Below are 16,180 nucleotides of genomic sequence, written 5' to 3'. Positions count from 1 at the left end.
CCCGCATAACGCATATGGTCATGCTAGCCATTCCCCCGGCCCGCTCCGATGTGATCTCGCATGGCGGAACACCCCATATCGACAGGTGAGACGCAGCGGGTCCGGCAAGGGAATCAACCGGCAACAATCCGACATCGATCACCCCTGCATCGACAGACATCAATAGGTGTCCACCACACTGACCTCCTCCTCGGTGATCACCCCGTCGACGATCCGGTACGACCGGAACTCGTACGTCTCCTCGTCCCGCGTCGACACCAGCACGTAGTGCGCGTTGGGCTCGGACGCGTACGACACGTCGGTACGCGACGGATACGCCTCGGTCGCGGTGTGCGAGTGGTAGACGATCACCGGCTCCTCGTCGCGATCGTCCATCTCCCGGTAGAGCTTGAACAGGTCGGCCGAGTCGAACTCGTAGAACGTGGGCGACCGCGCGGCGTTGAGCATCGGGATGAACCGCTCGGGGCGGTCGGTGCCCTCGGGCCCGGCGACGACGCCGCACGCCTCGTCGGGGTGGTCGGCACGGGCGTGGGCGACGATCCGATCGCGCAGATCTGCGGTGATGGTGAGCATGCCCCGAGCGTACTGAGCACCTCCCGACCCCGCGCGAGGCCCACCGCCCGCCGCCGACCCGCCGATCAGACCTTCATCGGCTTCGCGTGCCGCGCCGGGATGTACGCCGCCACCAGGAACGCCACCCAGATCGGCACCACGTACAACGCGATCCTGGTGTCCGCGGAGAACCCGAGCAGGACCACCACCATCACCAGGAAGGTCAGCACCGCCCAGCCCGTGTACGGCGCACCCGGCATCCGGAACCCGTGCCCGGCCAGCCGGCCCCGGTCCACCGCCCGCCGGTAGCGCATCTGGCAGGCGACGATCATGCCCCACGTCCACAGCGCGCCCACGGTGGCCACCGAGGTGATGTACATGAACGCCTTGTCCGGCACCAGCGCGTTGATCAGTACGCCCAGACCCATCACGATCGCCGACACGGTGATCGCCGCCGCGGGCACCCGATGCGCGCTCAGCCCGCTCACCCCCGGCGGCGCCTGTCCCTCGACCGCGAGCGTGCGCAACATCCGGCCGGTCGAGTACAGGCCCGAGTTGCACGAGGACAGCGCGGCGGTGAGCACCACGAAGTTGATGATCGCGGCCGCGGCCGGGATGCCCACCCGGTCGAAGACCAGCACGAACGGGCTCTCCTGGGCGTGGAAATCGGTCCACGGCGCCAGCGAGAGGATGATCAGCAGGGCGCCGATGTAGAACAGCCCGATCCGGAACGGGATGGTGTTGATCGCGCGCGGCAGCACCTTCTCCGGATCCTGCGCCTCGCCGGCGGTGACCCCGACCAGTTCGACACCCAGGAAGGCGAACATCACGATCTGGAGCACCAGCAACGTCTCGCCGACGCCGTTGGGCGCGAACCCGCCGTCCGACCACAGGTGGGTGACCGACGCCTGGTCGCCGGCCTCGCCGAAGCCGAAGATCAGCACCCCGATGCCGACCAGGATCATCCCGATGATCGCGGTCACCTTGATCATCGAGAACCAGAACTCGAACTCGCCGAACAGCTTGACCGAGATCAGGTTGGCGGCGAACAGCACCGACAGCACCACCAGCGCGGTGACCCACTGCGGCACCGAGGGCCACCAGTACTGCACGTAGACGCCCGCCGCGGTGATCTCGGCCATCCCGGTGACCACCCACATCACCCAGTACGTCCAGCCGGTCACGAAGCCGGCGAACGGCCCGAAGAACTCCCGGGCGTACTCGGCGAAACTGCCCGCCACGGGGCGATACATCAACAGTTCACCCAGCGCGCGCATCACGAAGAAGATCACTACGCCGGCCACCGCGTAGGCCGCGATCAACGACGGCCCGGCCTTCTCGATCGCACCGCCCGCGCCCAGGAAGAGGCCGGTACCGATCGCGCCGCCGATCGCGATCATCTGGATCTGACGGCTGTTGAGTCCCCGTTCGTACCCTTCGGCGTCGACACTCGGTTCGGCCGCATTCGCGCTCGATCCGGCCTCGGTGTCCATCATGATCGCTCCCGTTCGTCGGTACGGAGGCCGTATTACCAACGAACCGGGGCGGAAACCCGGATGCCGATCGATCCGGCGTGTCCCTTTTCAACGGATACGCCATGTACAAGGAACGCGCCTTTGCCATGGGCACGCCGCGCGGCGTGCCCTCGACCCACCGGTCGCTACAGCGCCCCGAGCAACGAGTCCTGCAGGCCGCCCAGCCAGTGGAAGACCGCGAACAACCAGCGCCGCGGATCGTCGTCGGCCAGCTTGGCCTCGAACTCCTCCATGTCCTCGGTGACTTCGAGCCGGGTGCCGATCACCAGCCGCAGGTCGTTGAGCGTGCCCAGCCAGGCCTGAACGCCGGCCGCGTCGAGCACCACGCGGTGTTCGCCGCCCTGGGTGCGCAGCTCCTCGGCGTCCGCCGGTTCGGTCAGGTCGACCAACTCGGCCAGGTCGGCCAGCACGATCCGCGCGTTGTCCCGCTTGCGCAGCCGCAGGTCGGTCTCGGTGTAGCGACGGAACTCGGCCGCCGCCTCGGCGTCCTCGGCATACGCGTCCGGCAGCAGGCGGGCCAGCGCGGGGTCGTCCGGGGTGACCGGCACCTCGGACGAGCCGAGCCCGGTCAGGCCCAGCTCGGCGGCCAGCGGATCGGTCGCATCGTCGTCGGGCGAGACCATCTCCACCAGTTGACCGCACAGATCGGCCAGCACCCGCACGTGCATGTCCTCCAGGACGATCTCGGGTCGACCCGAGCGTCCGCGCATGAAGAGGCCGTTCACAGGCTGTGCAACTCCCGGAGAAGGTGGGGCGGGAACCGAAGTGGTCGGCGGGCCGAACGGGCGAACCGCCCGGGTGTCACTTGTCGTGCTGGATGGTGGCCCACAGGCCGAAGCCGTGCATCGCGGTGGTGTCGCGCTCCATCTCCTCGCGCGTCCCCGACGAAACCACGGCCCGCCCCTTGTTGTGCACGTCGTGCATCAGCTTCTCGGCCTTCTTCTTCGGATAGCCGAAGTAGGACTGGAAGACGTAGGTCACGTACGACATCAAGTTGATCGGGTCGTTCCAGACGATGCACACCCAAGGGGTCTCCGCCCGGACGTCCTCGTCGGGCTTGTGCTTCTCGACCTCGATGGGAGCGACACTCATGGGTCCCATGCTGCCATCCGGGCTGGGCCCGGGCGAACCGGCTCGACGAGAGCGATCGGGCCCGGATGTGACCCGGGGCGTACCCGTCACCCCTCCCGTACGGCAAAATCCCGCCCATGTCCTCTGCACCCGCACCGGGTTGGTACCCGGATCCGGAGATCACCGGCCACATCCGTTACTGGGACGGCGGTGCCTGGGTGCCGGACAGCAGTCGGCCGGCCGAGGAACCCGGCCGGTCCGCCGCCGAACAACCGGACCAGGCCGCGCAATCGGGCGGCCCCGAGGCGCTCGAACAGGGCGGTCGGGTGATCCGGGGCGAGGTGCTGTCCGCGCGGGCCGGCGGGTTGTACGACATGTCCTCGACGGGCATGTACGCACCGCCGACCGGCACACCCGAATCCGCCGGCCCGGCCGACGCCGGTGCGGCGCGCTCCGGCCCGACCGGTCCCACGGCCCCCACCGGCCCGAGGCGCGGCGCGACGCCGGGCGCCGAGGTGCCGCCGCAGCGCGCCGCCGAGGAGCCGGGGCCGTGGCGACCGGTCCAAGCCGACATCTTCGGCACCAACGAGCGGCGCCCGGCGAACCCGGGTCGGCGCCTGCTCGCCCGGATCGCCGACGCGCTGGTGCCGCTCGCGGCCGGTGTCGCGGTCGGCATCCCGCTCGTCCCGGACGCGGTCGACCACATCCGGGACAAGATCGACCGGGCCCGCTACGAGGGCCGCGACACCACCGTCTGGCTGATCGACGGCACGACCGGCACGGCGCTCGCCGCGGTGCTCGGCACCGTGCTCGTGGCCGCACTGCTGTACGAGGCGCTGCCCACCTGGAAGTGGGGCCGCTCGCTCGGCAAGACGCTGTTCGGCCTGCGCGTCGCCGACCTGGACAGCCACGACACGCCGTCGTTGTGGCAGTCGGTGCGGCGGTGGGCCGTGCTCTACGTCCCGGGCGTGTTGGTGATCGGCCTGTTCGGCGCCCTGTGGGGGCTGTTCGACCGGCCGTGGCGTCAGGGTCTGCACGACAAGGCGGCACGCACGTTCGTGGCGCGGGACTGAGCGGGCCGGTCCGGAACGAGTCGGTCCGCAAGGGATCGGTCCGGGTCGGCTCGCCCCGCCCCCACCACTGACCCATCCAGGCGCGACACGCCCGAATTGGCCCGAGACGTCACACTTACGTCAGCTTTTGTCCGCTTTACTCGGCTTCATGACAGGTAGTGCGCCGCCTCCACCGCCCGACCCGTACGGCGACGACCCCTCGGGTCGCAACCCGTCCGGACCACCACCTCCGCCCGGCCGACAACCCCCGCCCGGCCAACCGCCGTACGGACAGCCGCCTTACGGACAACCGCCCTACGGGCAGCAGCAACCGCCCGGCGGGCAGCCGCCCTACGGCCAGGACCCGACCGGGCAGCAGCAACCCCCATACGGCCAGGACCCGTCCGGGCAACCGCCGTACGGCCAGGACCCCACCGGGCAGTATCCCTACGGTCAGGGCGGCTCGTACGGGCCGGGCGGTCCCTACGGCCAGGACCCCTCCTACGGCGCCGGCGGCGGTCACGGCGCGGGCCCCACCCTCGGCGGTCCGGCGCGGCGACTGCTCGCGCGGATCGTCGACAGCATCATCGTCGGCGTGATCGCGGGGCTGATCTCGTGGCCGGTCACCGACTACGACTACGACGACGTGACCTTCGGCTCGCAGTTCGCCTCGGGCCTGATCTTCTCGTTGGTCTATTTCGTCTACGAGGGCTTCCAGCTCGACCGGTTCGGCCGCACGCTCGGCAAACGAGTGGTGCGCATCCGGGTGGTTCGGGTGGCCGACGGCGGGCCCATCGCTGGGTCGATCGCATGGACCCGCGCCGGCGTGTACACGTTGCCCCTGGCCGTGCCCTGCCTGGGCACGCTCTTCTGGCTGGTCAACGTGTTGTGGCAATTCTGGGATCAGCCGTGGCACCAGTGTCTGCACGACAAGGCCGCCCGGACCACCGTCATCCGCGGGTCGTGACCCGGGACGGGTGATGCCGTGCGCGAATGCCGAGCACTGCCGTCGTCGTGCCCAGCGCGACCCCGATGCCCATGGCGACGGCAGCTCCCGCCACGGTGCGCGGCTCCCAGGCCGCCAATAGTGAGACCGTCAAGACGATCGTGACGAATACGCCGTAGCCGAGACGGAAGAAATCTCCTCTTGCCACGACGCACCACCTCCCCTGCACCCCTATGTGCACGCCCCCCGTCTCTCACGCTACTGCGCGGGCCGCGCAATGTAACCATTCGATTGCGATCGGGATTTATCGGTCCGGGCTGCGGGCACCCTCCCGCGACCGGTCGGAGCGGTGATCTTCGGCTCAGGAATGTCCGAGACCCGGAGAACGCAGGTGAACCCGAGGCACCTCGCCCCTGCCGTCGTCGCCACGCTGTGCGCACTGCTCCTGCCGGCCACCGCGCCTGCCGCGCCGGGCCCGGCGGCCGATCCCCCGGCGGGGCGCACCGCGGACTCCGGCCCCTTCGTCGAACGCGACGACGATCTTGCGCATCCGTTCACCGAGCGGCGCGGGCAGCGGCGCGACGCGGCGGTGCAGGCGATCACCGAGGACCCCGGGCTCACGGCGCGCACCGTGCCGGCGGGCGAGACGGGCGCGGCGGAGATCCGTCCGCCCGCCCAGGCGCGGGTGTTCGTGATCCTGGTCGAGTTCGGCGATCGCCCGAACACGTCGGGCGGGCCGGGGTCCGGCTCCCGACCGGGTGAGGCGAACCCAGCCTGCCCGGCGCATGAGGGCAACCAGCCCGGCCGGCGCATGAGGCCAAGCAGCCCCGCCGGCGCTTGAGGCGAACAAGCCGAACCCCCACCGCCCTCAGGGCAAGACCCGCTCCCCCACGACCTCCGCCCCCGCCCCCCGAAGCTCGGCAAGCGCGACGGCCGTACTCTCCCGCCCCACCCCCGCCGTCAACCCCACCAACACCCGCGTCGAAAACCCCTCCCGCACCGCATCCAACGCAGTCGCCCGCACGCAGTGATCCGTGGCAATCCCCACCACGTCCACCTGCGTAACCCCCCGCGCCCGCAACCAGTCCGCCAACGACGTCCCGTCCCCGGCCGCCCCCTCGAACCCGCTGTAGGCGGCCGCGTACGCCCCCTTGGAGAAGACCTCCTCGACCCGCCCCGACTCGACCACCGGCGCGAACGCCGGATGGAACCGCGCCCCCTCGGTCCCGGCCACACAGTGCACCGGCCAGGTCCCCGCATAATCCGGCGTCGCCGAAAAGTGCGCCCCGGGATCCACATGGTGATCCCGCGTCGCCACGATGTGCGCATACGCCGGCGTCTCCGTGTGCACCGGATCCGGCGGCTGCTCGGCCGCATTGGCCGCGACGTGGTGCCGGATCGCCTCGGCGACCGCCGCCCCGCCCTCGACCGCGAGGCTGCCGCCCTCACAGAAGTCGTTCTGTACGTCGACCACGATCAATGCCCGGGTCATCGCTTCGTGCCTCCTCGTGACCGGCCCGGCCCCGTCGAGTCCGACGAGCCCGTTCCGCGCCTACTCGTAGATCGTCGGAAGTACCGGTTCCCCGCGCGAGAGCTGTGTAGCCGAAAGCGGCAGTTCCTCACGCGAACGCGCGTGTCGCGTGCGCGCCGCCGACAGCGGCTCGCGCCCGACGATCTCTCCGTCCACGACCAGCGGGACCAGCAATTCCCGCTCGCCCGGCACGGCTTCCGCATCGGCGCGAAAGGGCCGCAGCACCTCGGCCTCGGCCACCCCGTCCGCGTCGTACCGCCGCACCGCGCTCTTGCGACCGCCGTGGCTCGGCTTGCCCGGCGACTTCTTGGCCACCGGCACCAGCGGCGCGTCCGGCGCATCGCTCATCGCCCGCGCGACCAGTTTGTACACCAGCGACGCGGTCGGCTGCCCCGAGCCGGTGACCAATTGGGTGCCTACCCCGTAGGCGTCCACGGGAGCCGCCCGCAGCGAGGCGATCGCGTACTCGTCGAGGTCGCTGGTGACCACGATCCGGGTCTTGACCGCCCCGAGCTCGTCGAGCTGCGCCCGTACCCGGTGCGCGAGCAACAGCAGATCACCCGAGTCGAGCCGAACCGCGCCGAGTTCGTGCCCGGCCACCTCCACCGCCGTGCGCACCGCACTCGCCACGTCGTAGGTGTCCACGAGCAGCGTGGTGTCCGCGCCGAGCGCGGCCACCTGCGCCGCGAACGCCTCGCGCTCGTCGTCGTGCAGCAGCGTGAACGCGTGCGCGCTGGTGCCCCGAGTCGGGATCCCGTACCGCTGCCCGGCACGCAGGTTCGAGGTACTCGCGAAACCGCAGATGTACGCGGCCCGCGCGGCGGCCACCGCCGCCTCCTCGTGGGTGCGGCGCGAGCCCATCTCGATGCACGGACGCCCGGCGGCGGCCGACGTCATCCGGGATGCGGCGGCGGCGACGGCGGCGTCGTGGTTGAGGATCGACAGGATCAACGTCTCCAGCACCACCGCCTCGGCGAAGCTGCCCTCGACCACCACCAGCGGCGAACCCGGGAACCAGCACTCGCCCTCGGCGTAGCCCCAGACGTTGCCGGTGAACCGGTAGCCCGCCAGCCAGTCCAGCGTCGCCGGACCGACCACCCCGGCCTCGCCGAGGAAGCGCAGCGTCTCCTCGTCGAAGCGGAAGTTCTCGATGGCGTCGAGCAGCCGCCCGGTGCCGGCGGTCACACCGTAGCGCCGACCGTCCGGCAGTCGGCGGGCGAAGACCTCGAACACCGAACGGCGATGCGCCGCGCCGCTGCGGAGTGCGGCTTCGAGCATCGTCAGCTCGTAGTGATCCGTGAGCAATGCCGTGGTTGCGGTGTCCATGTCGTCAGCATAACACGATTACTCGTCAGTTTGACGATTACTCGCAAGAGTGGTGCGCATCACGGTAATTCGCCCACTCAAGCCTCGATATCCGGACAATATCCACCATCTCGCTACCCGGCCCGGTCCTCCTCCGGCGTCGGCGCCCAGGTCGAACCGTTGATGTGCGTGCCGCCGCCGACGAAGAGCGTGTTCCCCGTGACATAGCGCGAGTCGTCACTGGCCAGGAACAGGGCGGCGCCGCCGATGTCGGTCTCCGGGTCGCCCATCCGGCCCATCGGATTGGCCGACTCCGCGAGCGCGGCGGCCTCCGGGTTCACCTTGGCGTAGGCCGCGAACGCGTCGGTCCTGGCCCCGGGACAGATCACGTTGGCCCGGATCTGATGCGGCGCCCACTCCCGCGCCGCCGAGCGGGTCAGCGCCCGCAGCGCCTCCTTGCCGACGTTGTACTCGGCGGTGAACCGATGCGCGTTGACGCCGTTCAGGCTGGCGATGTTGATCACGCTGCCGCCACCCGCGTCCCGCATCGGCTCGAACGCCGCGCGCATCGTCCACCATCCGGCCCACAGGGCCATGTCCAGACCGTGCTGCAACATCTCGTCGGTCTTGTTCTCCAGGCGGTTGATCCGCCCGCCGCCCCACGCGTTGTTCACCAACGTGTCCAACCGGCCCCACCGGTCCAGCGCGGCCTCGACCAGGCCGACCGCCTCCGCCTTGACCGTGACGTCGGCGACCACCGCGAGCGTGTCGACGCCGAACACCTCGGCGATCTCGGCGGCGACCCGATCCGCCGACTCGGCCCCGATGTCGTTGACCAGGATCCGACATCCCTCGGCCGCGAACCGCCGGGCGATCCCGCGCCCGATGCCCGCCCCGGAGCCGGTGATCACCGCGACGTGGTCCTGAAGACGTCCTGCCATGGCGCTGCCTCCCACGTTGATCGTTTTGCCTTCGTGGGTATCCGCAACAGCCCTACAAAACAAGGGCCTCCCGCCGAAAGCGCGACGAAGACGCAGGTCAGCTGGGGCGCCACTGGTGATCGCAGTCCCGACACTTGCGGTCCCCGTACGGCATCGAGGACACCTTGCCCGAGCCGCACTCGGGACACGTGGGACCGTCCGCGGCGGTCGGCGGACGCCAGCGCGCGGCGCACGAACCGCAGACGTAGTCGCCGACGATGTCGGTGCTCACCTTGGTCGAGCCGCACTTGCCGCACTGCACCTCGACGTGTCGCCGCTTGCGCGGCGCGGCCCGGCCGATCGCCGCCTGGCGTTCGCGCTGCGCGGAGAAGCCCCAGTAGGAACGCAGCCGGTCGGCCATGTCCGGCTGCAGGTCCGCCCCCCGGCCGTACGGCGCTTCGCTGCTCGGCAGGTCACTCATGCCCGTCACGGTAGGCCATCCGGGCGACCGGGCACCGGTTCGCGGCCCGAAAATCCCGTCGCCGACAACCCGGTGTCGGTTATCGTCGAAACATGTGGATCAACGGGCAGCGAGCTACCGGCGTCGGGCCGGCGAACCGAGCGCGATAGCGCCGCTCGGCCCGGCTCGGCGTGTGTGTACTCCCACCGCCCGCTGCTCTCGCGAAGGCCGATTCGCCATGCTCTCGCCACAGATCCGTTCCACCTTCCTCGACTTCTTCACCGCGCGCGGACATCGCCTCGTGCCGTCCGGTTCGCTGCTGCCGCCCGATTCGAGCCTGCTCGTGGCCAACGCGGGGATGAACCAGTTCAAGCCCTGGTTCCTGGGCGACGTCGAACCCGAAGTGCCCCGCGCGACCTCGGTGCAAAAGTGCGTACGCACCGTGGACATCGACAACATCGGACACACCCGCCGGCACTCCACCTTCTTCGAGATGCTCGGCAACTTCTCCTTCGGCGACTACTTCAAGTCGGAGGCGATCGGGTTCGCGTACGAGGTGCTGACCGAACACTTCGGCCTCTCCCCCGACCGCCTGTGGGTCACCGTCTACGAGGACGACGACGAGTCGGCGCGCATCTGGCGCTCGGTCGGCATGCCCTCGGAGCGGATCCAACGCCTGGGCGCGGCGGACAACTTCTGGTCGATGGGCGTACCGGGGCCGTGCGGTCCGTGCTCGGACGTCACCTACGACCGGGGACCGGAGTACGGGCGCGACGGGGGACCCTCGGTCGACCCCGAACGCTTCGTCGAGTTGTGGAGCCTGGTCTTCATGCGCAGCGTGCGCGGCGAGAGCGAACCCGGCGGCGGTTTCCCGGTACTCGGCGACCTACCGCGCACCGGCATCGACACGGGCCTGGGCCTGGATCGGCTCGCGACGGTGCTCCAGGGCGTGGACAGCACCGTACAAACCGACCTGCTGCGCCCCACGTTGGCGACGGTCGAGGAACTGGCGGGCCGGGCCTACTCCCCCACCGACCGCGACAACCCCGATCGGGTGTCCTTCGAAGTCCTCACCGACCACGCGCGGGCGATCGCGTTCCTGCTCGCGGACGGCATCCGTCCGGGCAAGGAGGGCACCGAATACGTCCTGCGTCGACTGATCCGAAGGGCGCTCCGACACGGCCGTCGCCTCGGCATCCGGGGCCCCGTCCTGCCACCCCTCACCGCAAGCATCGTCACGACGCTCTCCCCCGCCTGGCCGGAACTCACCCGAAGCGCGTCCCTCATCGAATCCCTGACCGCCCGGGAGGAAGAATCCTTCGCCCGCACCCTCCACAAGGGCACCCGCCTCCTCGACAAGGCGATCCGCCGCCGCCTGGAAGCCGGCCACCCCGACCTCCCCACCGAAACCGTCGTCACCCTCTACACCACCCACGGCTTCCCCCCGGACCTGACCCTCGAAGCCGCCAAAGAAGCCGGCCTGACCATCGACACCCCCCACCTCACCTCCCTCCTCCTCCCACCAACCCACCCCTGAAGCAACCCCCAAGCCCGGCCGGCCCCGGTACCTCACGACCCGGCCGGCGCTTGGGGCCACTCGCCCCCGCCGGCACATGAGGCGAACCCAGCCGGCCCGACGCTTGGGCCACCCAACCTCGCCGACGCTTAGCCGAATCAGCCCGGCCGGCGTATGAGGCCAAATCAGCCCCGCCGGCGTTTGAGGCGAATCAGCCCGGCCGGCGTTTGAGGCCACCCAGCCCCGCCGGCGCTTGAGGCGAACCAGCCCGGCCGGCGACCGAGGGCAACCCGACCCGCCAACCCACCCACCACTAGGCCGACATCGTTTGCACGCCGACAACCCGAAGCAACGCCAACCGCCCAGCCGCCAGGCTCCCCGCAGGGGCCGAATAAACGACCACCCGCTGCCCCGCCTCCACGGCGACAAGCACCTGACTCCGCAAGGCGATCTCCCCGACCTCCGGATGCCAAACCGTCTCCCCCCGCCCCCACCGCCCGGCCCCCTCGCACAGGCCGCCCCCCTCGTCCCCGCCCCCCGACCCCGCCGCCGCCCACAACGCGGCGAACTCGGCCGACCCCGCACACAACCGCGCCACCACCCCCGCGACCCGCGCATCACCCGGCCGCTCCCCGAGCACACCCCGCAGATCGGCCACGTACGCCCGGGAGATCGCATCCACGTCCGCCCCGCGAAACCGCTCCCGCGAACCCGGCTCGCAAAACCACCGCACCACGACGTTGCGCCCGACGTTCGCCCCCAGCAGCGCCACCGCCATCGCGTTCTGCGCCAATACGTCGCCCGAATCCGAGATCACCTGCGCCGGCACATCGTGCAGCCGATCCAGGATCAGCAATATCGCCGGCGACACATGCTCGTCCGCACCGCAGGACCGCCCCGGCGGAACACGACCGGCCAGCCGGAAAAGGTGATCACGCCCGTCCTCCTCCAACCGCAACGCGCGCGCCAACGCGGCAAGAAGCTGCGGCGACGGATGCGGCCCCCGGTTCTGCTCCAGCCGCGCGTAGTAGTCGACCGACATCCCGGCCAGCCGCGCGACCTCCTCGCGACGCAGCCCCGCCGTACGGCGCCGGACCCCATCGGGCAGCCCCACGTCCGCCGGCGACAGCCGTTCCCGGCAGCGCAGCAGAAAGCCGGCCAGCTCCTGTCGATCGTTCATGCCCACAGGATCCGACGTCCCCGCACCGGTATCCAGGGCCCATCCGTCCCTGGATCACCAGTCCCCGGTTGCGCGTCCCCAGGGACCGGGCAGCTCCGAAGCGGCCGACCCACCGGCCGCCGGCCGCCGATTACCCGACGCGGCCCACCCACCGGCGATCAAGCGCCGAACAGCCAAAGCCCGAACAAGCTCCGGCGAATCAGGCCGCCCGGCGGATCGCGGTGACGAGTCGGGCGGTGGCCTGCGCGCGTGCCTGTCGACGGCGGCGCAGTGCGATTGCCGCGACCCGTACCTCTCGACTGTCCCGCTTCTCCACGACCGCCACCTCCGAACGAACCCGTCCCGCCCGAGAAGGCGACACCGTGCGCCCCAACAGGAGCGACACCCACAAACCTAGGTGCCACACCCCCTGTCGGGCGTCGCCCGGGAGTGCCGATCGGCCCTACTACCGGAGGACGACTCGAACCCCCGGGTACCCCCGAGACATGCCACCCCGGGAGTACCCGACGGGACTTCCGACGGAGCCGCCCCCTCCTCGGCCCGGCCCGGAGCACCTCCCCGGGTTCAGATCACCTTCCCCGGGTTCAGGATGCCCAGCGGGTCGAACGCGGCCTTGACCCCCCGGTGCACCCGAACCCCCACCGGCCCGAGTTCCTCCGCGAGCCAATCCCGCTTGAGCACGCCCACCCCGTGTTCCCCGGTGATCGTGCCGCCGAGGTCCAACCCCAGACGCATGATCGCGTCGAACGCGACCCCGGCCCGCTCCACCGCCGCCGGGTCGGTCGCGTCGAAGATCACGATCGGGTGGGTGTTCCCGTCCCCGGCGTGCGCGCACACCCCGATCACCGTGTCGTGCCGCTCGGCGATCGCGGCCACCCCGTCGAGCAGGTCGCCGAGTCGCGAGCGCGGCACCGCGACGTCGTCGATCATGCTGGTGCCCAGCCGTTCCAGTGCGGGCAGCGCGAGTCGACGGGCCTGCATGAACAGCGCCGAGTCCTCGGCGTCCTCGGCGGTGAACGCCTCGAACGCGCCCGCCTCGGTACAGATCGCCTCGATCGCGGCCAACTCGGCGGCGGGCTCCGGGGTGTCCACCGCGACCAGGAGCAGCGCGGCGCTGTGCTCCGGCAGGCCCATGTTCGCCATCGCGTTCACCGCGCGCAGGGTGGTGCCGTCCATCAGTTCCATCAGCGAGGGGGTGTGGCCGGCCGCCATGATCGCCGAGACCGCACCGGCCGCCGAGGCGGTGCTCGCGAACTGGGCCACCGTCACCAACGCGGGCGGCGGCGTCGGTCGCAGCGCGAGGGTGGCCCGGGTGACCACACCGAGCGTGCCCTCCGCGCCGACGAACAACCGGGTCAGGTCGTAGCCCGCGACGCCCTTGGCGGTCCGTCGCCCGGTGCGCAGCAGTTCCCCGTCGGCGAGCACGACCTCCAGGCCCAGCACGTACTCGGCGGTCACCCCGTACTTGACGCAGCACAATCCGCCCGCGCCGGTACCGATGTTGCCGCCGATCGTGCAGGTCTCCCAACTGGACGGGTCCGGCGGGTAGACCAGGCCGTGCTCGGCGGTCGCCTTGGACAGGTCGGCGTTGATCACCCCCGGCTCCACCACGGCCGTACGGTCGACGGGATCGATCTGCAGGATGCGATTCATCCGAACGAGCGAAAGCACGATGCAGCCGTCGACCGCGTTGGCGCCGCCGGACAAGCCGGTACGCGCGCCCTGCGGGACCACCGGTACCCGCAGTCGGGTGGCCACCCGCATGACGTGTTGCACCTGCTCGGTGGTCTCGGCCAGGACCACCACCGCAGGGTGACCGGCCGCACACAGGCCGGCCATGTCACGCGCGTACGATGCGGCGATGTCCGCGTCCGTCACCAGGACGTGCGCGGGTAGTTCCTCCCGCAGTGCCGTGATCAGGTCGGTGGTCATGCTGCCTCCCGGTGTGGCCGTGAATGGCCCCAGGGTAGGCACCGGGAAACCAGTCCCCCGAGGGAGGGCACCTTGCAGATCGACCGGTTGGATGCCGCGCTGATCCGGTTGCTGGTGGAAACACCGCGGATCGGTGTCGTGGAGTGTTCGCGCCGGCTGGCGGTGGCGCGCGGCACGGTACAGGTGCGCCTGGACCGGCTGCGCGAGGCCGGCGTGATCAGAGGCTTCGGGCCGGACGTGGACCCCGCCACCCTCGGCTTCTCGGTGACCGCCTTCGCGACCCTGGAGATCCGCCAGGGCCAGGGCCGCGACCTGCGCAAGCAACTGGAATGCGTGGCCCAGATCCTCGAAGTGCACGCCATCACCGGCCGAGGCGACCTGCTGTGCCGAATCGTCGCCCGCTCGAACGCGGACCTACAACACGTAATCGAACAGATCATCGAACTCGAAGGCGTGGTCCGCGCCTCCACCACCATCGCCCTGGAAACCCCGGTCCCCTACCGGGTCCTGCCCCTGGTCGAGTCCGCGGTGGACGAATAGCCGGCCCACCCGGCCAGGCCGGCGTTCGAGGCCGCTCAGCCCCGCCGGCGCAGGCGGCGAACCCGGCCCGGCCGGCGTTCGAGGCCGACCGGGCCGGCCGGCGGACGAGGCCGAACGCCCGTCAGCACGAAGGCACCTTGCCCCCCGCGTTCAACGCCTCGAGCGCCGAAACCGCGCCCGAGAGCGTCTCGACCGGAATCAGCCGAAGCCCGCCGTCCCCGACCCGCCCGGCCTCCCCGCACTCCCCCTTCGGCAAAACGAAAACCGTGGCCCCCGCCCGCTTCGCGGCCAGCAGCTTCATCGGCAACCCGCCGATCTCCCCGACCTTGCCGTTCGCGTCGATCGCCCCCGTGCCGGCAATCGTCCGCCCGCCGGTGAGCTGACCCTCCGTCAGCTTGTCCACGATGCCCAGCGCGAAGAACAGCCCCGCACTCGGTCCGCCGACATCGTTCAGGTGCAACGTCACCTTGACCTGGTCCGGCGACTTGCCGAGGTACTTCAGCGCCGCGACGGTCGCGCTGTCCTGCGACTTGACCATGTCCTTGACGTTGGTCTCGACGACCTGCTCGACCGACTTGCCGTCCGGATAAACGGACTTCCTCGGCACGACCGACTCCTCCGAGTCCCACCACGCGCCGATCAGCGATGCCAGCCGGCGCTTGTCGTCGCGCCCGCTCGCGTGGATCGTGGTCAACAGCAGGTGCCCGGTGGTCGGATACACCGCGGCGGGGCCGGAGATCTCGACCACCGGCCGCCCCCCGTCCTCGCCGAGCGTGTCGGCCACCGATCCGGGCGTGATCAGGACGTACGGCATCGGCACCAGGAACGCGAAGAGGAACAGGATCGCGACGAGGAGCAGGGACACCGGGAGGGTGAGCTTGGTACGGGCCACGCCTGGCATTAAACACGGCGCGCCCCCACCCGCCGTACCGGACTCGCCTCACCGAAGCCGCGGTCGGCGATCCGCGCGTGGTCGCGACGCTCGGGACTACGCGGCGGAGACCCGTACCCCGCCCAGTTCGTCGGACAGTTCGGCCGCGGCCTGGGCCACTCGGCGGCCCAGCCGTTCGGTGTCCAGGTTGCCGAGCGAGACGATCCCCACGCTCGACTCGACCGCCGCGAGATCCGGCACCGAGGCGGCGATCCCGGGCACCGTGTGCCGACCGTCGCCGGGGGCGTACACATAGGACCTGGGCCCGTCCAGGCCCGCCACCACGCGGCGCGCGGCCAGGATGGCCAACCCCGCGGCCCCCGCGTCCAGCGTGTGCCGCGAACCGACCCGGTAGGCCACGTGGTAGTCGGTCCAGGTGGGCTCGGCCACCGCGACCACCAGGGCCTCCATGCCGTCCACGATGGTCAGGTGCGCGGTGGCGCCGGTCTCCTCGGCCAGTCGGCGCAGACAGGGCACCGCCGCGTCGCGCACCAGCGGGTGTGCCCGACGGGCCAGCTGCAGCGCGCCGAGGCCGAGTCTGGTGCGGCCGCTCTCGTCGCGCCGGACGAGGCCGTGCTGTTCGAGCGTGGCGAGGATGCGATAGACAACGGTGCGGTTGACGCCGAGTGCGGCGGCGATGTCGTGTACCGACAAGCCGTCCGAGGCATCGGCGAGCAGTTCGAGGACCTTGAGACCTCGGTCCAGGGTC

General features: G+C 70.8%; 18 protein-coding genes. 5 read left to right on the top strand and 13 right to left on the bottom strand.

Annotation, left to right across the window (positions count from 1 at the left end; translation table 11 throughout):
• Nucleotides 1–159 precede the first annotated feature (159 nt).
• The 4 genes from ACFXMF_RS10370 to clpS form a co-directional block, all read right to left on the bottom strand.
• Nucleotides 160–573, bottom strand: coding sequence for a M67 family metallopeptidase (locus ACFXMF_RS10370; RefSeq protein WP_360307357.1), 414 nt, complete (start codon nt 571–573; stop codon nt 160–162).
• 65 nt (nt 574–638) lie between these two features.
• Nucleotides 639–2,048 (bottom strand): amino acid permease, encoded by a 1,410-nt coding sequence (locus tag ACFXMF_RS10365; RefSeq protein WP_360307354.1) that lies wholly within the window; start codon nt 2,046–2,048, stop codon nt 639–641.
• A gap of 164 nt (nt 2,049–2,212) precedes the next feature.
• Nucleotides 2,213–2,812, bottom strand: a complete 600-nt coding sequence (locus tag ACFXMF_RS10360) for a DUF2017 domain-containing protein (RefSeq protein ID WP_360307351.1) — start codon at nt 2,810–2,812, stop codon at nt 2,213–2,215.
• 76 nt (nt 2,813–2,888) lie between these two features.
• Nucleotides 2,889–3,179, bottom strand: a complete 291-nt coding sequence (clpS, locus tag ACFXMF_RS10355) for an ATP-dependent Clp protease adapter ClpS (RefSeq protein WP_020553361.1) — start codon at nt 3,177–3,179, stop codon at nt 2,889–2,891.
• Nucleotides 3,180–3,295: 116 nt separating this feature from the next.
• Here clpS and ACFXMF_RS10350 point away from each other — a divergent pair, with 116 nt between their 5' ends.
• On the top strand, nt 3,296–4,231 hold the full coding sequence (locus tag ACFXMF_RS10350; RefSeq protein ID WP_379987593.1) for an RDD family protein: 936 nt from the start codon (nt 3,296–3,298) through the stop codon (nt 4,229–4,231).
• Nucleotides 4,232–4,379: 148 nt separating this feature from the next.
• Nucleotides 4,380–5,177, top strand: a complete 798-nt coding sequence (locus tag ACFXMF_RS10345) for an RDD family protein (protein WP_379987591.1) — start codon at nt 4,380–4,382, stop codon at nt 5,175–5,177.
• Here ACFXMF_RS10345 and ACFXMF_RS10340 read toward each other — a convergent pair.
• Nucleotides 5,161–5,364 (bottom strand): hypothetical protein, encoded by a 204-nt coding sequence (locus ACFXMF_RS10340; RefSeq protein WP_158696122.1) that lies wholly within the window; start codon nt 5,362–5,364, stop codon nt 5,161–5,163. The genes ACFXMF_RS10345 and ACFXMF_RS10340 overlap by 17 nt on opposite strands.
• A gap of 183 nt (nt 5,365–5,547) precedes the next feature.
• Here ACFXMF_RS10340 and ACFXMF_RS10335 point away from each other — a divergent pair, with 183 nt between their 5' ends.
• Nucleotides 5,548–5,997 (top strand): hypothetical protein, encoded by a 450-nt coding sequence (locus ACFXMF_RS10335; RefSeq protein WP_379987589.1) that lies wholly within the window; start codon nt 5,548–5,550, stop codon nt 5,995–5,997.
• A 27-nt stretch (nt 5,998–6,024) separates the two neighbouring features.
• Here ACFXMF_RS10335 and ACFXMF_RS10330 read toward each other — a convergent pair whose 3' ends face one another.
• The 4 genes from ACFXMF_RS10330 to ACFXMF_RS10315 form a co-directional block, all read right to left on the bottom strand.
• On the bottom strand, nt 6,025–6,648 hold the full coding sequence (locus tag ACFXMF_RS10330) for an isochorismatase family protein (protein ID WP_360307340.1): 624 nt from the start codon (nt 6,646–6,648) through the stop codon (nt 6,025–6,027).
• Between the two features lie 60 nt (nt 6,649–6,708).
• Entirely contained in the window at nt 6,709–8,013 is a 1,305-nt protein-coding gene (locus ACFXMF_RS10325; RefSeq protein WP_379987586.1) for a nicotinate phosphoribosyltransferase, read from the bottom strand.
• A 113-nt stretch (nt 8,014–8,126) separates the two neighbouring features.
• Nucleotides 8,127–8,933: an SDR family NAD(P)-dependent oxidoreductase gene (locus tag ACFXMF_RS10320; RefSeq protein ID WP_379987584.1), complete on the bottom strand. Its 807-nt coding sequence runs from the start codon at nt 8,931–8,933 to the stop codon at nt 8,127–8,129.
• Between the two features lie 97 nt (nt 8,934–9,030).
• The gene (locus ACFXMF_RS10315; RefSeq protein WP_360307333.1) at nt 9,031–9,393 is read right to left on the bottom strand and encodes a hypothetical protein; all 363 of its coding nucleotides are present in this window, start codon (nt 9,391–9,393) and stop codon (nt 9,031–9,033) included.
• Between the two features lie 217 nt (nt 9,394–9,610).
• Here ACFXMF_RS10315 and alaS point away from each other — a divergent pair, with 217 nt between their 5' ends.
• Complete coding sequence (gene alaS, locus ACFXMF_RS10310; RefSeq protein ID WP_379987582.1) at nt 9,611–10,909, top strand: alanine--tRNA ligase; 1,299 nt, start codon at nt 9,611–9,613, stop codon at nt 10,907–10,909.
• A gap of 292 nt (nt 10,910–11,201) precedes the next feature.
• On the opposite strand, the gene ACFXMF_RS10305 is transcribed toward alaS, so the two are convergent.
• Nucleotides 11,202–12,068 carry a helix-turn-helix transcriptional regulator gene (locus ACFXMF_RS10305; RefSeq protein WP_360307327.1) on the bottom strand — a complete coding sequence of 289 codons (867 nt, stop codon included), beginning with the start codon at nt 12,066–12,068 and terminating at the stop codon, nt 11,202–11,204.
• A gap of 564 nt (nt 12,069–12,632) precedes the next feature.
• Nucleotides 12,633–14,000, bottom strand: coding sequence for an FAD-linked oxidase C-terminal domain-containing protein (locus ACFXMF_RS10300; protein WP_360307324.1), 1,368 nt, complete (start codon nt 13,998–14,000; stop codon nt 12,633–12,635).
• 72 nt (nt 14,001–14,072) lie between these two features.
• Here ACFXMF_RS10300 and ACFXMF_RS10295 point away from each other — a divergent pair, with 72 nt between their 5' ends.
• Nucleotides 14,073–14,540: an Lrp/AsnC family transcriptional regulator gene (locus tag ACFXMF_RS10295; RefSeq protein WP_360307321.1), complete on the top strand. Its 468-nt coding sequence runs from the start codon at nt 14,073–14,075 to the stop codon at nt 14,538–14,540.
• Between the two features lie 121 nt (nt 14,541–14,661).
• On the opposite strand, the gene ACFXMF_RS10290 is transcribed toward ACFXMF_RS10295, so the two are convergent.
• Both ACFXMF_RS10290 and ACFXMF_RS10285 read right to left on the bottom strand, forming a co-directional pair.
• The gene (locus ACFXMF_RS10290) at nt 14,662–15,441 is read right to left on the bottom strand and encodes a S16 family serine protease (protein ID WP_360307318.1); all 780 of its coding nucleotides are present in this window, start codon (nt 15,439–15,441) and stop codon (nt 14,662–14,664) included.
• A gap of 87 nt (nt 15,442–15,528) precedes the next feature.
• Nucleotides 15,529–16,180, bottom strand: a 652-nt coding sequence (locus tag ACFXMF_RS10285; protein ID WP_380020608.1) for an IclR family transcriptional regulator, incomplete at its 5' end; no start/stop codon positions are given.

Origin of the sequence: Embleya sp. NPDC059213 (genome assembly GCF_042754445.1) — a bacterium.
Classification (GTDB): domain Bacteria; phylum Actinomycetota; class Actinomycetes; order Streptomycetales; family Streptomycetaceae; genus Embleya.
The sequence above is the reverse complement of the archived record's forward strand: the minus strand, read 5'-3'. Positions and strand labels throughout refer to the sequence as shown.

Coding starts and splice junctions, on each gene's coding strand:
- ACFXMF_RS10370 (WP_360307357.1), bottom strand. CDS start 573: ATGCTCACCATCACCGCAGATCTGCGCGATCGGATCGTCGCCCACGCC.
- ACFXMF_RS10365 (WP_360307354.1), bottom strand. CDS start 2,048: ATGATGGACACCGAGGCCGGATCGAGCGCGAATGCGGCCGAACCGAGT.
- clpS (WP_020553361.1), bottom strand. CDS start 3,179: ATGAGTGTCGCTCCCATCGAGGTCGAGAAGCACAAGCCCGACGAGGAC.
- ACFXMF_RS10350 (WP_379987593.1), top strand. CDS start 3,296: ATGTCCTCTGCACCCGCACCGGGTTGGTACCCGGATCCGGAGATCACC.
- ACFXMF_RS10345 (WP_379987591.1), top strand. CDS start 4,380: ATGACAGGTAGTGCGCCGCCTCCACCGCCCGACCCGTACGGCGACGAC.
- ACFXMF_RS10330 (WP_360307340.1), bottom strand. CDS start 6,648: ATGACCCGGGCATTGATCGTGGTCGACGTACAGAACGACTTCTGTGAG.
- ACFXMF_RS10325 (WP_379987586.1), bottom strand. CDS start 8,013: ATGGACACCGCAACCACGGCATTGCTCACGGATCACTACGAGCTGACG.
- ACFXMF_RS10320 (WP_379987584.1), bottom strand. CDS start 8,933: ATGGCAGGACGTCTTCAGGACCACGTCGCGGTGATCACCGGCTCCGGG.
- ACFXMF_RS10315 (WP_360307333.1), bottom strand. CDS start 9,393: ATGAGTGACCTGCCGAGCAGCGAAGCGCCGTACGGCCGGGGGGCGGAC.
- alaS (WP_379987582.1), top strand. CDS start 9,611: ATGCTCTCGCCACAGATCCGTTCCACCTTCCTCGACTTCTTCACCGCG.
- ACFXMF_RS10305 (WP_360307327.1), bottom strand. CDS start 12,068: ATGAACGATCGACAGGAGCTGGCCGGCTTTCTGCTGCGCTGCCGGGAA.
- ACFXMF_RS10300 (WP_360307324.1), bottom strand. CDS start 14,000: ATGACCACCGACCTGATCACGGCACTGCGGGAGGAACTACCCGCGCAC.
- ACFXMF_RS10290 (WP_360307318.1), bottom strand. CDS start 15,441: ATGCCAGGCGTGGCCCGTACCAAGCTCACCCTCCCGGTGTCCCTGCTC.